The organism is Bradyrhizobium sp. UFLA05-153 (genome assembly GCF_054185185.1).
The window spans coordinates 1-14,466 of sequence record NZ_JBBIAM010000033.1; the positions used below are offsets into that span (position 1 = coordinate 1).

16 protein-coding genes are annotated in these 14,466 nt (G+C 65.7%); 2 read left to right on the top strand and 14 right to left on the bottom strand.

From position 1 onward, the window contains the following. Window positions 1–297: 297 nt before the first annotated feature. The 5 genes from Q2941_RS20660 to Q2941_RS20680 all read right to left on the bottom strand — a co-directional run bounded on the left by Q2941_RS20660 (window position 298) and on the right by Q2941_RS20680 (window position 4,623). Window positions 298–1,200: an alpha/beta fold hydrolase gene (locus Q2941_RS20660; RefSeq protein ID WP_254110887.1), complete on the bottom strand. Its 903-nt coding sequence runs from the start codon at window positions 1,198–1,200 to the stop codon at window positions 298–300. A gap of 151 nt (window positions 1,201–1,351) precedes the next feature. Further along, the gene (gene purD, locus Q2941_RS20665; protein ID WP_458193569.1) at window positions 1,352–2,635 is read right to left on the bottom strand and encodes a phosphoribosylamine--glycine ligase; all 1,284 of its coding nucleotides are present in this window, start codon (window positions 2,633–2,635) and stop codon (window positions 1,352–1,354) included. Between the two features lie 125 nt (window positions 2,636–2,760). Beyond that, a complete protein-coding gene (locus tag Q2941_RS20670; RefSeq protein WP_027523040.1) occupies window positions 2,761–3,060 on the bottom strand; it encodes a winged helix-turn-helix domain-containing protein in 300 nt (99 codons plus the stop codon). 4 nt (window positions 3,061–3,064) lie between these two features. Then, the gene (locus tag Q2941_RS20675) at window positions 3,065–3,616 is read right to left on the bottom strand and encodes a hypothetical protein (protein WP_458193570.1); all 552 of its coding nucleotides are present in this window, start codon (window positions 3,614–3,616) and stop codon (window positions 3,065–3,067) included. Beyond that, window positions 3,613–4,623: an alpha/beta hydrolase gene (locus tag Q2941_RS20680; protein ID WP_458193571.1), complete on the bottom strand. Its 1,011-nt coding sequence runs from the start codon at window positions 4,621–4,623 to the stop codon at window positions 3,613–3,615. The genes Q2941_RS20675 and Q2941_RS20680 overlap by 4 nt, the downstream gene beginning before the upstream one ends. A gap of 139 nt (window positions 4,624–4,762) precedes the next feature. Between Q2941_RS20680 and xseA the strand changes: the two genes are divergently transcribed. Further along, complete coding sequence (gene xseA, locus Q2941_RS20685; RefSeq protein WP_458193572.1) at window positions 4,763–6,376, top strand: exodeoxyribonuclease VII large subunit; 1,614 nt, start codon at window positions 4,763–4,765, stop codon at window positions 6,374–6,376. Between the two features lie 226 nt (window positions 6,377–6,602). Here the strand turns inward: xseA and Q2941_RS20690 are convergent, their stop codons facing one another. Together Q2941_RS20690 and Q2941_RS20695 are read right to left on the bottom strand one after the other, a co-directional pair. Next, window positions 6,603–6,752: a hypothetical protein gene (locus tag Q2941_RS20690; RefSeq protein ID WP_458193573.1), complete on the bottom strand. Its 150-nt coding sequence runs from the start codon at window positions 6,750–6,752 to the stop codon at window positions 6,603–6,605. Between the two features lie 219 nt (window positions 6,753–6,971). Beyond that, the gene (locus tag Q2941_RS20695; protein WP_458193574.1) at window positions 6,972–7,796 is read right to left on the bottom strand and encodes a dienelactone hydrolase family protein; all 825 of its coding nucleotides are present in this window, start codon (window positions 7,794–7,796) and stop codon (window positions 6,972–6,974) included. A gap of 184 nt (window positions 7,797–7,980) precedes the next feature. On the opposite strand from Q2941_RS20695, the gene Q2941_RS20700 reads away from it, so the two are divergent. Then, window positions 7,981–8,208, top strand: a complete 228-nt coding sequence (locus Q2941_RS20700; RefSeq protein WP_027525049.1) for a DUF2093 domain-containing protein — start codon at window positions 7,981–7,983, stop codon at window positions 8,206–8,208. 16 nt (window positions 8,209–8,224) lie between these two features. Here the strand turns inward: Q2941_RS20700 and Q2941_RS20705 are convergent, their stop codons facing one another. The 7 genes from Q2941_RS20705 to Q2941_RS20735 all read right to left on the bottom strand — a co-directional run bounded on the left by Q2941_RS20705 (window position 8,225) and on the right by Q2941_RS20735 (window position 14,230). After that, entirely contained in the window at window positions 8,225–8,542 is a 318-nt protein-coding gene (locus tag Q2941_RS20705; protein ID WP_458193575.1) for a hypothetical protein, read from the bottom strand. A gap of 161 nt (window positions 8,543–8,703) precedes the next feature. Beyond that, window positions 8,704–9,720: a tetraacyldisaccharide 4'-kinase gene (gene lpxK / locus Q2941_RS20710; RefSeq protein WP_458193576.1), complete on the bottom strand. Its 1,017-nt coding sequence runs from the start codon at window positions 9,718–9,720 to the stop codon at window positions 8,704–8,706. Beyond that, on the bottom strand, window positions 9,713–11,047 hold the full coding sequence (locus Q2941_RS20715; RefSeq protein ID WP_458193577.1) for a 3-deoxy-D-manno-octulosonic acid transferase: 1,335 nt from the start codon (window positions 11,045–11,047) through the stop codon (window positions 9,713–9,715). Before Q2941_RS20715 ends, lpxK begins: the two co-directional genes overlap by 8 nt. After that, a complete protein-coding gene (locus Q2941_RS20720; RefSeq protein WP_458193578.1) occupies window positions 11,010–11,723 on the bottom strand; it encodes a lysophospholipid acyltransferase family protein in 714 nt (237 codons plus the stop codon). The genes Q2941_RS20715 and Q2941_RS20720 overlap by 38 nt, the downstream gene beginning before the upstream one ends. Continuing rightward, window positions 11,720–11,968, bottom strand: coding sequence for a DUF4170 domain-containing protein (locus Q2941_RS20725; RefSeq protein ID WP_027525044.1), 249 nt, complete (start codon window positions 11,966–11,968; stop codon window positions 11,720–11,722). Before Q2941_RS20725 ends, Q2941_RS20720 begins: the two co-directional genes overlap by 4 nt. Window positions 11,969–12,027: 59 nt before the next feature. Beyond that, window positions 12,028–12,846, bottom strand: coding sequence for a 3'(2'),5'-bisphosphate nucleotidase CysQ (locus Q2941_RS20730; RefSeq protein WP_458193579.1), 819 nt, complete (start codon window positions 12,844–12,846; stop codon window positions 12,028–12,030). Next, window positions 12,833–14,230, bottom strand: a complete 1,398-nt coding sequence (locus Q2941_RS20735) for a TldD/PmbA family protein (RefSeq protein WP_458193580.1) — start codon at window positions 14,228–14,230, stop codon at window positions 12,833–12,835. The genes Q2941_RS20730 and Q2941_RS20735 overlap by 14 nt, the downstream gene beginning before the upstream one ends. Window positions 14,231–14,466 lie beyond the last annotated feature (236 nt).

Below are 14,466 nucleotides of genomic sequence, written 5' to 3' on the forward strand. Positions count from 1 at the left end.
CCGACTGCGCGAGGTTCTTCCCATGCAAGCCATTCGCCATGGGACGATGCAGCCTTCTCTTCAACGGAACGAGATCGTCGTTTCGCAGCTCAATGCTTGGCCCGTGGTCTCCCCTGTGAACGCTTCACGTCGGCCCTTGCGGGACGCCGCGCATCACTCGGGGTCGGGGTGGATGGCTAGTCCTTACCCCATGGGGGACTTTCACCTCCTATTCTTTGCCAGCTTTCCTGGCGCACTCCGAACAGGTGTCAGCCATGTCCCCGGACTAAACATCAAGCCGGGCGATGACAGTGTGGCTCAAGCCGAGAAAAACTCGCGCAGCGCCTTTGCGGTGACATCGGGGTTTTCCTCAGTCAGGAAGTGCCCCGAGTCCACCGGCATGCCCTCGACGTTGGTTGCCCATTGCTTCCAGGTGTCGAGCGGCGTGGCGGCGGCCTGCGCGATGCCGGCGTTGCCCCAGAGCGCGAGCATCGGGATCGTGATCTTCTTGCCGGCCTCGAAATCCGCCTTGTCGAGCTCGTAGTCGAAATAGGCACCGGCACGATAGTCCTCGCACATCGCATGCACGCGGGCGGGGTCGCGGAACGGGACGATGTAGTGCGCGAGCGCGCGCTTGTCGATCGCAGCCAGCGTCTTCGACTTGGTCTGGCTGGCCATCTTGAAGCGCAGGAAAAACTCGCCGTTGCTCGCGATCAGCGTCTCCGGCAATGGCGCGGGCTGCGCCAGGAAGGTCCAATGATAGATCTTCAGCGCATACTGCCGGTTCATGCGCTCCCAGTAATCATAGGTCGGCAGGATATCGAGCACGGCAAGACGCGACAGCCGGCCGGGATGATCGAGCGCCAGGCGATAGGACACGCGCGCGCCGCGGTCGTGGCCGGCGAGCGCGAAGTGCACGTGGCCGAGTTGCTCCATCGCCTCGACCATGGCGTTCGCCATCGCGCGCTTGCTGTAGGGCGTATGCTCCGCATCGCTGCCCGGCATGTCCGACCAACCATAGCCCGGCAGGTCGGCGATGATCAGCGTGAAGCGGTCGGCAAGCTGTGGCGCGACGCGGTGCCACATCACATGCGTCTCGGAGAAGCCGTGCAGCAGCAGGAGCGGCGGCCCCTTGCCGCCGACGCGGGCAAAGATGCGGCCCGAAGAGGTGTTGATCCATTCGGAGGCAAAGCCGGGATAGAGGTCGGCGAGATCGGACATGAGTTTCCTTCCCTCAAATGTCTTTTCCGGCCCGCTTTAACGAGCGGCCACGGCGCCCCCTAACCAAAATGACGAAAACAACCCCATGCAAAGTAGCACGGCGGTTGCCGGCACGCGCGCGTCCGATGCGCGCGTGCCGGAAAAACGACAGTCAGATCTTGGCCTTCTCCGCTTCCACCGCCTGCCAGCCGATGTCACGGCGGCAAAAGCCGTCCGGCCAGCTGATACGGTCGACGGCCTGGTAGGCGCGCGCCTGCGCCTCGGTCACGGTCTTGCCGAGTGCACAGACGTTGAGCACGCGGCCGCCATTGGCGAGGATCGCGCCGTCCTTCGCCACCGTGCCGGCGTGGAAGATCTCGACGGTGTCGATCTCAGCGGCCTCGTCGAGCCCGTCGATGCGGGTGCCCTTCTGGTAGTCGCCGGGGTAACCCTTCGCCGCCATCACGACCGTGAGCGCGGATTCCGGATACCAGCGCAGATCAAAATGCTTCAACTCTCCGTCGCAGGAGGCGAGGAGCGCCGGCACGATGTCCGACATCATGCGCAGCATCAGCACCTGGCACTCGGGATCGCCGAAACGGACATTGAACTCGAACAGCTTTGGGCCCTGCGTCGTCAGCATGATCCCGGCATAGAGCACGCCGCGGAACGGCGTGCCGCGCTGCTTCATGCCGGCGACCGTCGGCAGGATGATCCTTGCCATGATCGCGTCATGGATCGCCGGCGTAACCAGCGGCGTCGGCGAATAGGCGCCCATGCCGCCGGTGTTCGGGCCGACGTCATGGTCGAACACGCGCTTGTGGTCCTGGGCGGAGGCCAGCGGAATGGCCGTCTCGCCGTCGCACAGCGCAAAGAAGCTGATCTCGCGGCCTGGCAGGAATTCCTCGATCACGACCTCGGCGCCGGCCTCGCCAAAGGCGCCGTCGAACATCATGGCGATGGCGTCTTCGGCCTCGCGAATGGTCTTGGCGACCACGACGCCCTTGCCGGCGGCAAGGCCATCGGCCTTGACCACGATCGGCGCGCCCTGGCTATGGATATAGGCGAGCGCATCCTCAGGCTTGGTGAAGCGCTTGTAGGCGCCGGTTGGAATGCCGAATTCGGTGCACAGCGCCTTGGTAAAGCCCTTGGAGCTTTCCAGCTGGGCAGCCGTCTTGCTCGGCCCGAACGCCTTGATGCCGGCAGCTGCAAGAGCATCGACGATGCCGGCCGCAAGCGGCGTTTCCGGGCCGACCACGACAAGCTCGACCGCATTCGTCTTGCAGAAGTCGATCACGGCGACGTGGTCGGCGACGTCGAGCGCGATGCATTCAGCTTCGCGGGCGATCCCGGCGTTGCCCGGTGCGCACCAGAATTTGGTCACCAGAGGAGACGCCGCGATCTTCCATGCGAGGGCATGTTCGCGGCCGCCGGAACCGAGCAGGAGAATGTGCATGCGAGTCTCGAAACGGGGGTGTGCTGGACGCGTCGGTCGCACGAATCCGCGCTGGCCTCAAGGGGGCCGGCAGTCATTCCGGGCTCGCGCCCAAGTGGGCGCGCCCCGGAATGACGGCGGGATGGCTAACCCTGCTTCCCCGCAATGATCTCCTGCAACGTCGCCACATGCCGCGCGAATGCGCCGCGGCCCGAGGCGGTCGCGGTGACGGTGGTCTGCGGCTTCTTGCCGACGAAGGCTTTCTCCACCGAGACGTAGCCAGCTTTGGCCAGCGTTTCGATATGCGCGCCCAAATTGCCGTCGGTGGCGCCGGTCAGCTTCTTGAGCCGGGAGAATTCAAGGCCCGTCGCCGCCGGCAGCGCGTTCAGCGCCGCCATGATCTTCAGGCGCAGCGGCTGGTGGATGATCTCGTCGAGCTCGGCCATGGCGCTAGCTCCGCCGCATCCAGAGGCCGCCGAGGATCAGCCCGCCGCCATTGACGAAGGCCATCCACAGCGGAAAGGCCTCGCCGATGTAGAAATAGCCGATCAGCGTCAGCGCGGTGATGCCGAGTCCGATCGCTACGAAGGCGTTGCCGAACCAGAGGCCCGCCAGCGCGTAGAACAGCATGAAATAGATGGTCCAGAATGCGCCCTGTTGGCGCGGCGTGAAGTGCCCGAGCACCAGCGCGCAAAAATAGCCGAAGGCAACGAGCAGTAGGAAAGCAATAAACGCCCTGATATCGAAGGTGCGGACGCCTGTCCTGGCTCTATTGGACGCGCTGACGGCAAACGATCCAGCGATGCCGAAAACATAGACCGCAAACCAGATGTAATAGCCCTGGCGCGGCCAGAGATAGGTTGCGACGTTCGCCGCGAATACAAGACCACCCCAGAGGATCATCATCAGGCTGGCGAGATCGTAGATGCGCGATTGCCGCACGCGCTGGACGATGTCATCGATCTCGGCCAGCGCTTCGGAGGCCTGCTTGCTGTCGATCATGACTGCCCTGCTCCCCGCGTTGCGACGTCTTCGGCGATCGCCGAGACGGCCTTCGGATTGGTGACGATGCCCATGTGGTTGATGCCTTCGATCATCTTGACGTCGACCGACGGCTTCACCGCCTGGACGGCCTCCGCATATTTGTCGGAAATCATTATCTCGTCGTCGGCGGCGCCGAAGATCGTCATCGGGCGCGTGACATTGGGCAGATCGACGCGATAGCCGCGGGTGGCGAAGTTGCGCATCAAGCGGTCGGAATAGGTGGAGACGAGGATCTTCTCGTAATTCGGTGGCACGGCGAAGGCGAGGACCGGAAGCTGCGAGCAGCAATCGATGCCGAGCTTGCGCAATGCCGCGAGGCCGAAGAAGCGCGGCCGGTCGGCATTGGCCCAGCCGCCGGAATTCGGCTTGTTGGTGGGTGCGTCATAGCCAAGATAGGGCGCGAGCAGCACGGTGCGCACGAACATGTCCTGCATGATCGGCGTCGCGGCAACACGCAGCGAGAAGCCGCCGCCGGCGGAATGACCGATCAAAGTGAGCGGCAGGTCCGGCGCGGTCTTGCGGACGAGTGCGACGAAATCGACGAGATCGTCCTCGAGCTGGCCAACATAGCCGATATCGCCGCGCGTGCCGGAGGCGCCGTGACCGCGCATGTCGAGCGCCCAGGTCTCCACCCCGCGCGCGGCGAACGCCGCCGTCAGCGCGTGATTGACGGTGCCGCTTGAGCCGGAGGAGCCGTGGATGAAAACCACGCCGCCACCGCTCGCCTGCCCTTTCGGGGCGTAATGCCGGTAGCCGAGCCAGGTGCCGTCGCGGGCCTGGAAGCGCTCGAGCGACGGAAGCGTGGACCAGTCGATGCCCTTGGCGGAATCCGAGACGGAGCGCATCTCGGCAGGCCGCTCCAGCGGAGTCGCGATCAGCGCGGTCAGCAGCAGCGCAACGGCGCCAACCGCACACAGGCCCCATTTCAGCAGGCTCAAAGCACCTCGCAGCAACCGGATCGCCATGGCTCAAGCTCCGTTAGACTCATCATCAATAGAGAACTCTATACTACAGAGTACTCTTTTGAGTCAATTACCCGATTGGCGCTTGGATGCGAAAATCCCTAGTTTGAGTTTCGATCCCCAAATGCCGAATCGTTTGCCGATGCCATCAGCGGAACCCCTGCTCAACACACCCGAATTCACCGTTTCCGAGCTCTCATTGTCCCTGAAGCGGACGGTCGAGGAGACCTATGGCCACGTCCGGGTCCGCGGCGAGATCTCCGGCTTTCGCGGCGCCCATTCCTCCGGGCATTGCTATTTCGCGCTCAAGGACGAGAGCGCCAAGATCGAGGCGGTGATCTGGAAGGGCGTGCACGGGCGGATGCGCTTCAAGCCGCAGGAGGGCCTCGAGGTCATCGCGACCGGCAAGCTCACCACCTACCCCGGCTCCTCGAAATACCAGATCGTGATCGAGGCGCTGGAGCCGGCCGGCATCGGCGCGCTGATGGCGCTGATGGAGGAGCGCAAGAAGAAGCTTGCCGCCGAAGGCCTGTTCGACGAGGCGCGCAAGCAAATCCTGCCCTGGCTGCCGGAGGTGATCGGCGTCGTGACATCGCCAACCGGCGCCGTCATCCGCGACATCCTGCATCGGCTCGAGGACCGCTTTCCCCGCCGCGTGCTGGTGTGGCCGGTCAAGGTGCAGGGCGAAGGCTCGGCCGAGCAGATCGCGGCCGCGATCCGCGGCTTCAATGCGCTGCCGGAGGGCGGCAAGATTCCGCGGCCCGACGTCTTGATCGTGGCGCGCGGCGGCGGTTCGCTGGAGGATCTCTGGTCGTTCAACGAGGAGATCGTGGTGCGGGCAGCGGCCGAGAGCATGATCCCGCTGATCTCGGCAGTCGGCCACGAGACCGACATCACGCTGATCGATTTCGCTGCCGACAAGCGCGCGCCGACGCCGACGGCGGCCGCCGAGATGGCGGTGCCGGTGCGCAGCGATCTGTTCGTCGAGGTCGCCGATCTCGCGCGGCGTACCCGCGCCTGCTGGCAGCGCGGCCAGGAGAGCCGCCGCAACGAGCTGCGCGCCGCTGCGCGCGCATTGCCTGCGGCAAGCGATCTCCTGGCGATCCCGCGGCAGCGGCTGGATTCGGCGGGCGCCGCCCTGCCCCGCGGGCTCAAGGCCAACACCCATGCGCATTTCCGCCGTTTCGCCGCGACCAGCGCGCGGCTGACGCTGCGGGTGCTGCACGGCCAGATCGCGCAGGCCGATCATCGCCTCACGGTGTGCGGCGAGCGACTTGGGCTGTCCGCGCGATCCTTGTTGCGACGGCGGCGCGACCGCTTTGCCGGGCTCGAGGTTCGCTTACGCGCCTCAAAGCTCTCCAATGCGCAGGCGCAGCGCAATACGATCGCCCGCCAGCGCGAGCGCACCCATCGCCTTTCCGAGCGCGCGAGCCGCGCGCTGACGACGCTGCTGCAGCGGCTCGATGCCCGCGTCGAGAACAGCGGAAAACTGCTCTCCGCGCTGTCCTATCGCGGCGTGCTCGCACGCGGCTTTGCGCTGGTGCGCGATGAGGCCGGACATCCCGTACATGCCGCGGTTGCGATCGGGCCGGGTGCGCGCGTCGAGATCGAGTTTGCGGATGGACGGGTCGGTGCGACGGCGGATGTGGATCGGCCGGCGCCTGAGGCACGCGCGCAGCCCAAGGCGGCATCACGCGAGGCGAAGCCGGCGCCGAAGCGCATGGCAAAGCCGGTGGATCAGGGCAGTTTGTTTTAGGAACGGCGGCGTCGCTCGGTTTTGCTGTGAACGGTGCCTCCCCGCCCACAGCTGTCATTCCCCGCGAAAGCGGAATCCAGTACGCCGCGGCCTCTCCGTATTCGTCACCGTCTCTGGGGTACTGGATCGCCCGGTCGAGCCGGGCGATGACGAGAGAGTGCGGATCGCGCCGGCCTCAAGCACACGCCTTAAGCCGCTCTGGTCATATTGGGGCGCGCAGCCGCCCCTACCGGCAGGACAATCCCGCGTCGATCGTGGTCCAGAAGCCGCAATGTTCCGGTGTGACCAGCGGCGCGCCGGCGTGGGCCTCGAACAGCAGGATCGCGATGGTGAAGACGACCAGCGCGGAGGAGAGCAGGAAGAAGCGGTTCATCATGATGAATGGCGTTTAGCGGATATCATGGTCGAACTATGACAGGTTGCCGCAGGATTTGCGCTGAAACCGGCGTCGCGCGCAATCCGTAGCTCTACGCTGTCGGCCATGACGACCTGTGCAGGGCGGTGGTCGATGCGGGGCTGTCCGCTACGACGTTGTTCCTCGGGGCGGCCCCGCTTGGGGAACCAGCGCGTAGCTTGTAGCCCCTACGCAGCTCCCTCACCTTGCCAGCCACTCCGCGACCTGCTTCTGCGAATCCGCGCGGGCCTCGTTGTCGGTGCCGACATGTCCGCGATCGGGCGTTGCCACGTCGGGGCTCGTGGCCGGCGCGTGCAGCGGGAGGTTGGCGAGGTCGAAATCGTGATAGGCGCCGGGGTAGACCACGATGCGCGCCAGCGCGCTGCGGCCATAGGCGCCGTCCACCATCTGGCGGCAGGCCGGCGGCGAGGAGATGTCGTCCTTGCCGCCGATCAGCAGCAGCGTCGGTACGCGCGTGCTCCAGCCGAGCCCCGCCGAGATGCGGCAGTCCGGATAGAACGCGATCGCGGCGCGAAAATCCGGCGCACCGTCACGGCCGGAGTTTTGCGGGCGCACGGCCCAGAGCAGTGCGCTGGCACCATTGGCCCAACCGATCAGGCTGACGCGGTCGCGCGCGACCCAGGGCTGCTTCATCAGCCAGCCGCGCGCCGCCGCGATATCGGCAACGCGCTCGCGCCGCGCCTTGACGCGCACTTCCTTGACACGGCATTGCGGCCCGAGCTCGCGCGAGCCGTAGCTGTCGGGCCACAGCACCGCATTGCCGGCCTTGAGCAGCTGCTCGGACCAGTCGCGGTAGCGCGGCAGCACGGGATCGGAATGGCCGCCGAGGCCGCCGCAGCCATGCAGCGCGATCACGGTCGGAAACGGGCCATCGCCGTCAGGCTTGTAGAGCTGCGCGTGCAGTGTTCCCGAGCCAAGCGGAATCTCGATCGCCTGCGGCGCGGGCGCGGCGCGCGCGGCCGACATCAGGAGCATTGCGAAGAGAACGGTGAACAGAAGGCGCATCGGAGACTGCCAGGTCATGAGCGGACCGGGACCAACGATCCTTCGCCGCAGAGTTATCATGCGGAAATGCCCGCAAAACATCACAAATCGGTGGGTTTGACGAGCGGACAAGCGACCCTATCTATGCTAGATCGAAATTCAGACATCACGCCCCTCACGCGGGCTTCCACGGAGACGATCGACCGTGCTGAACAAGTTCGGCCCCTCGGGCCATGGCGAAGCGCAGGTGCAATATCTGGACGGCGATTTCCGCGTCATCTCGCCGGGGACCTATGTGCGCTGCGCCGTGACCGACACGCGGATCCCGCTCGACGAGCTGAAATACTGGAGCGTCGACCTGCAAGAGGCCTACGCCCAACCGACCGCCGTGCTGCAACGGCATTTTCCGCGCGCGCTGAAGTCGCAGGAGTGATGGCCGCGGACCGCATCTACTGCTCCGCACTTTCCATCCCCACACAGCTCTTCACGAAATCCTTCCTGGGCTCGCCGACGACCTTCTGATCGATCGCCTGCTTGAGGCAGTCGAGGCGCGCCTGCGCCATGCAAAGCTGCATCTGGTCGCGCTTGTCCTGGCCCTTCAGGCTCTGCGTCGTGGCAAGGCACGTGACACGCTTGGTCGCGGGAACCGGCACCGTGCTCGTCTGGCTGCCCGGCGCAGCCGCCTGCGGCGATGACGTCTGCGCCGACACGGACGCAACGATCAGACATTCGAGACTGGCGGCAACGGCGATGGACGACAGCTTCACGCGAATACTCCTGTTCGAGCCTGCATCGATAGGAAGCATTCGATGAACGTCGCCTGAATGGGCGCTGCGTAGGGTGGGTTAGCGAAGCGTAACCCACCTCTTTGCTTTCCGCGCGTCAGGAAAAGCGGTGGGTTACGCCTTCGGCTAACCCACCCTACAAATCATCGTCCGCCGAACCGGCTCTCTCTTGCCTTGAACAGGCTGTCGTTGACGAAACGGCGCAGCCCTGGCGCGTCGCCGAATTCGAGCGTGACGGCGAACGGCACGATGTCGGCGGCAAGGCCCGCCATGCCGCGCAAACGCGCGAGGTCCTTCTCGGTGGTGACGAGCGTGAGCTGCTCGCGTCTTGCTTCATCCACCATCGCGTCGATCTCGGCCTTCGAAAACATGTGATGATCGGCGAAGGGACGCGTGCGCGCGACGTCGATGCCGCAGGCGCGCAAGCTGCGGAAGAAGCGCTCGGGATCGCCGATGCCGGCAAACGCAAGCACCGGTTTGCCGAACAGCTGCGCCACCGATGCAGCTTCCGGTTTCAGGCGCGCGCGCAGCACCGGTTTTCCGTGCGCGGCGATCTCGGCGGCGACGCCGTCCGCGCCCTCACCGTCGCCGATCAGAACAAGTGCGTCGGTGCGCGACATCTGCATTTTCAGCGGCGCGCGCAGCGGGCCTGCGGGAAACACCTTGCCGTTGCCGATGCCGCGTTCGCTGTCGATCACGATCAGCGAGGCATCCTTCTGCAGGCGCGGATTCTGAAAGCCGTCGTCCATCAGGATCACGGTCGCGCTTTGCGATTTCGCAAGCGCGACGCCACTGAGGCGATCGCGCGCCACGACAACCGGCACCTCGCGCACCATCATCAGCGGCTCGTCGCCGACATCCGCCGCGCTGTGCCTTGCAGCGTCGACCATCACGGGGCCCTGCAAGCGCCCGCCATAGCCGCGGCTCAGCACGACCGGAGTTTCGCCGAGCGCGCGCAGCAATTTGGTCAGCGCCAGCACCGTCGGCGTCTTGCCGGCGCCGCCGACATGATAGTTGCCGACGCAGAGCACGGGAATGCCGGCATCAAAGCCCTTGCGCATCATGCGGCGCTCCGCGACCGCGCCATAGAGCGCGCCGAGCGGCCGTAAGAAATGCGACTTGAACGAACGTGGCCGGTACCAGAAGGCCGGCTCACGCATTGGCGGCTCCCATCTCGAGCCGGAGCTGAAGCAGATAGGGCTCGAGGGCCACGAGCGTGCGATCCAGCGCGCCACCGAGCCGCTCGACCACGCCATGGCCTGCGCGCTGCATCTTGTCGCGTACGGCGGGATCGGCGAGCAGCTGGCCGAGCTGCTTCACCAGCGCCTCCTGCGTCTCGGCCGCGCGCGCACCGCCGCTTTGGTCGAGCGCCTCATAGACGTCGGTGAAGTTGAAGACATGCGGGCCGTGGACGATGGCGGCGCCGAGCTTGATCGCCTCGATCGGATTCTGGCCGCCATGCCGGATCAGCGATCCGCCCATGAACACGATCGGCGACAGGCGGTAGAACAGGCCGAGCTCGCCCATGGTGTCGGCGACATAGACGTCGGTCGCAGCCGTCGGCAGCTCCTCGCGCGAACGCTGGCCCGGCTTCAGGCCCGAGGCCGTGATCAACCCCGATATCGACGAGCCGCGATCCGGATGACGCGGCACGATCACTGTCAGCAGCGCGGGAAAGAAGCCGGCGAGCGTGCGATGCGCCGATATCAGCATCTCGTCCTCGCCCGGATGGGTCGAGGCCGCGACGATGATGGGACGTCCCCGCGTCACCGCCATCAGCCGCTCGAGTTTTGCGGGATCGGCGGGCGGGGCCGGCACGTCGAGCTTGAGGTTGCCCGTGGTCGCGACGTTCTGGCTGCCGAGCGCGGCAAAGCGCTCTGCGTCGGTCTTCGACTGCGCGAGGCAAATGTCGAACCTGGAGAGCAGCGCCGAGATCGTGCCCTGCACCCGCCGCCAGCGCGGGAAGGAGCGCGGCGACATCCGCCCGTTGATCAGGACCATCGGCACGCGCCGCGCGGCGCCCGCCAGGATCAGGTTAGGCCACAGATCGGACTCGATGAACAAAGCGAGCGACGGCTGCCAGTGGTCGAGGAAGCGGGCGACATAGCGTGGCGAATCATACGGCACGTATTGATGGATGACGTCGGGCGGAAAGCGCTTTGCCACCACCGCGGCCGAGGTCACCGTGCCTGAGGTCAGCAGGATGCGCAAATTGAGGTCGCGCAGCCGCTGGACGAGCGCGGCTGCGGCCAGCACCTCGCCGACGCTGGCGCCGTGAATCCAGACCAGCGGGCCGTGCGGCCGCACGTCGTCGCTGAGGCCGCGCCGCTCGCCGACGCGGGCCGGATCCTCCTTGCCCTGCTTGAGCCGGCGCTTGATCAGCGCAGGCGCGAGCGGCACCAGGCCGGTCGACAGCCGCTGGTACATCCGCAGCGTCATCGGCAGCGAATTAGGCATGGTCCGGTTCCGGGCGGCCGAGTTGGGCATAGGCGCGGCGGGTCGCTTCGTTCAACGTCTCCTCCAGCTCCTGCCGCAGCGCCTCCATGGTGGCGGCGTCGGCGTCCGGCGGGACGTTGATTTCCTTGATGCCCACCAATGCGCCTCGCCCAAATGGCAAATTGATGGTGGTACGATCCCAGTTCTTGAGCCGGATGAAGCGGCTGGTCGCCATCGCGAAAGGCATGATCGGCCGCCCCGATTCCCGTGCCAGCATGATGATGCCGAGTCCGGCTACGCGCGCGCGCTTCGGGACATCGGCGGTCAGTGCCACATTATAGTCGTCCTCGAGCGCCTGCACCATTTCCCTGAAGGCCCCGACGCCACCTTTGCGGTGGAAAGCGCCGCCATGGTCGCCGGAGCCGCGGATGGTGCCGATGCCGAGCCGCTCCACCGCGATGGCGTTGAACTCGCCGTCGCGATGCCGGGAGATCAGGACCTTGGCCCGGTAGGACTCCTTGTTCTTGATGAACGGCGTCAGGAAATGCTGGCCGTGCCAGAAGGCGAAGATCGCCGGGATCCGCGGCTCAACCTGGCCGTAGACGTCGGGCGGATCGAACGTGAACTTGTTGGTCAGCCAGACCAGACGCAGATATTCGGCCGCCAGGAAACCGGCGGCACGCTGAACGAAGCTGCTTCGCAGCGTATTGCGAAGCAGTCTCTTCAACGCGCCGGCTTCGGTTCTTGACCCGGGTCGAGCAGCCGGTGGAGATGGACGATGAAATAGCGCATCTGCGCGTTGTCGACCGTGCTTTGCGCCTTGGCCCGCCAGGCGGCGTGAGCGGTCGCATAGTTCGGATAGAGGCCGACGATCTCGACGTCGTCCAGGTTCTTGAATGTGTTGTGTTCGAGGTCGACGAGCTCGCCGCCGATGACGAGATGGAGCAGTTGTTGCGGGGCACTATCTGGCATGAGTTTTCTTCCTAAGGGGCTGCCCGGCAAGCAGTGATCGATAAGCACAACGGATGCGCTCAGGGCAAGGGGCGCTTTCGAAAATGCGCGACAATGTTTGCATGACGATCGCGGCCCGCGGCCACCAGCACCCCGTGCGCCACTTCCCGGCGATTATAGAGGAGGGGATCTCCGGAGAGGTCGCTCATCCTACCATCCGCTTCCTGCACGATCAAATCGGCCGCCGCAAGGTCCCAGTCATGGCTGTTGCCCCCCGCAAAAGCCGCATCGAGTGCGCCATGGGCGACCCGGCAGAGACGCAGCGCCAGCGAGCCGATTCGCGGATGCAGCGTGATCTCGCCCAATGACGGCTTGAGGCGCTCGACCAGCGGCTTCGGTCCGGCAACCCGGGAAAAATCGAGCTCGGCCCCTTTCGTCGCCCGCACCGGCACGTCGTTCAAGGTCGTGCCCTGTCCGCGCGCGGCGAAGAAGAACTCACCGGTCGTCGGCGCAAAGACCGCGGCGAGAACAGGCGATGCATTCTCGACCAGCGCCACGCTGACGCACCAGTCGTCATGGCCATTGAGATAGTTGCGCGTGCCGTCGATGGGATCGACGACCCAGACCAGGCGCCGCTTCAGCCGCACCTCGTCGTCGGCGCTCTCCTCCGAGAGCCAGCCATAGTCCGGTGTCGCGCCGCGCAGGCGCGCTTCGAGGAGATCGTTGACGGCGATGTCGGCTTCGGAGACCGGCGAGGATGCGCCCTTGATCCACTTCTTCAGCTCGGTGCGGAACATCGCATGAGCGAGGTGGCCTGCTTCCCGCACCGTATCCTTCAGCAGCGCCGCGTCGCGTGTCAGGATATTGTCGTCCAAAGTGTTCGCGTCAGCGTCCGCCAAGCGTCAAACCCTCGATGCGCACTGTCGGCGCATTGATGCCGTAGCGGAACTGGAGATCGTTGGCCGGCTGCATCGACTTGAAGATCTCGAACAGATGGCCCGCGATCGTGACCTCGCTGACGGGATAGGTCATCTTGCCGTTCTCGATCCAGAAGCCCGAAGCGCCGCGGCTGTAGTCACCGGTGACGCCATTGACGCCGGAGCCGATCAGGTCGGTGACGTAGAAGCCCTGGGCGATGTCGGAGATCAGCTCGGCCGGCGTCGGGGTTCCGGCTTCGAGATGCAGATTGTAGGGCCCGGGCGAAGGCGAGGAGGAGACGCCGCGATGGGCGTGACCGGTGGTCTGAAGCCCAAGCTCGCGCGCGGTTGCGCAATCGAGCAGCCACGTCGTCAGCACGCCCTCGTCGACCAGCGCCTGGCGCTTCACCGCGACGCCTTCGGCGTCGAAGGTCTGCGAGCGCAGGCCGCGCTTGCGCAGGGGATCGTCGATGATGCGGATGTTCCCGGCAAAGAGCTGCTGGCCGAGCTTGTCCTTCAAAAAGCTGGTCTTGCGCGCGATCGAGGCGCCGTTGATGGCGCCGACGAGATGGCCGACCAGCGAGCCCGCGACGCGCGGATCGAACACGACGGGCACCTTGCAGGTCTCGACCTTGCGCGGATTGAAGCGCGCCACGGTGCGTTCGCCCGCGGAACGGCCGACCGTTTCCGGCGACAACAGATCCGCGGCATGCGGCGCCGAGGTGAAATCGTAGTCGCGCTCCATGCTGGTGCCTTCGCCGGTAATCGCGGTCGCCGAGATGCCCTGGCTGGAGCGCAGGTAGGAGCCTTGGAAACCGGTGCTCGTCACCAGCACCATGCCGCCGATGCCGGCGGAGGCCGACGCGCCGCCGGATTTCGTCACGCCCTTCACGGCGAGCGCGGCGGCTTCAGCTTCCAGCGCGCGCCGCTCGAGCTCCGCGGTGGCGGGCACGTCGGGATCGAGCAGATCGAGATCCGGGAAGTCGCGCGCCAGCAGCGCGGGATCGGCCAGCCCGACATATTTGTCTGATGGGGCGACCTTCGCCATCGCAACCGCGCGTTCCGCAAGCTTGGTCACGGCATCGCCGCTGACATCATTGGTCGAAACCACCGCCTGGCGCTGGCCGACAAGCACGCGCAGGCCGACATCATCGCCCTCGGAGCGCTCGGATTCCTCGACGCGGCCGTCGCGGACCTCGACGCCCTGCGAGATGCCGCGCACGGCAACGGCATCGGCAGCGTCAGCGCCGGCACGCCTGGCTGCCTCGACCAGCCGCTGCGCGAGATCTGACAGCGCGGACTGATCGAACAGGTCGCGGTTGGCTTTGGACGAAAGCGTCGAGCTTGCGGATGGTGAAGCGTTCACGAACGAAATCCTGTCGGGATTGGCGGTTTCCAGGCCGGTTGCGGCCAAGCCAACCAGATGTGCCCAATTGGAGCGGACTTCAAGCACTTTCAGGGCGCCAAAAGCTCAGATTCGCAGCTTCTGCGCAACGTTCCGTCAATCATGCGTGCCAAGGTCTTGTCAATCATGCCGGGCGGTGACGCCTCCTTAACCAGCCTTTTTAAGCCGTTTCCGTAAAGCCTCGCGCTAAGGTCCTC